The 1,020-nt window shown below is 33.9% G+C and carries 1 protein-coding gene; it reads left to right on the plus strand.

What is annotated here, in order from left to right; all coding sequences use genetic code 11:
- A partial coding sequence (locus AA089_RS25290) for a hypothetical protein (RefSeq protein ID WP_046759378.1) occupies window positions 1-1,020 on the plus strand: 1,020 nt, incomplete at both ends.

Raw genomic sequence — 1,020 nt, forward strand, 5'->3', positions numbered from 1 at the left:
GGGGTATCGCACCCAAATGATGATACGGAACTAACCCAGCTCGAATTTATCGCATATTACGCGCAAGGAACATTACAAAAAAGGATTGTAAAGGATGAGAATTGGACACCCAATCAACAGTTTTCAAAAGATCATACTACAGAAGAATTTACAGATAAACTTGGACGCGTAATTTTAAAACGTACGTTTAATGCCAATCAAAAACACGACACCTATTATGTCTATGATAAGTTTGAAAATTTAACCTACGTCATCCCGCCAAAAGCTTCAGATGATATTCTTGTAGCGACAACCACACAAACAGGAGTACTCTCAGGACTAAATTTTTCTTGGGTAGATTTGGTTTTAGTTGACAAAGCGCTTGCAGGCGAATATCAAAAGAAATTAAGTGCCTATAAAAATGATGATATTCTAACGGCTGATTTAGAAAATAAATATGGCGCACAAGGTGGTTTTTCAATAAGTAGAAATATACAAACCAATGAACTTATTGTAAACATTAATTTCTCTACTATTGAAGCATTGCCATTAAAAACAGGACAAATCGTTTCTTTAAAAGACTTAGGAGAGTTTAAAGATACAGAACTTGGTACTATCAAAACCGATTCCTATGACTACACGTTTTTAGTAAAGAATAACGCATTATTTATTGAAGGAGAAGGAAATCTTTTAGGCTTAAATCAATCGTTTAGTAGCAATACAAAACTAGATTATAGTAAAAATGTTTCATGGGTGTCACTCATGCAAGTAGATGAAAAATTTGCTAATAATTACTTGTCACAATTAGAAGCATACCCTAATGCTGATATTTTAAATGTAAACATTCAAAATCAATATGGTGGTCAAGGTGGTATGCACATCGCAGTAGATCAAAATGATGTAGTGTCATTACATATGAACATCAACACGACTACACCACTTAGCTTTAGAGAAGGATTGGTAGTTGATTTGGGACTCAAAAGGAGAATTCCAGATGTAACTCTTGGCACATTTTCAGCAGAAGGATATACATATGAATTT

Source organism: Kordia jejudonensis, assembly GCF_001005315.1.
Lineage (GTDB): Bacteria > Bacteroidota > Bacteroidia > Flavobacteriales > Flavobacteriaceae > Kordia > Kordia jejudonensis.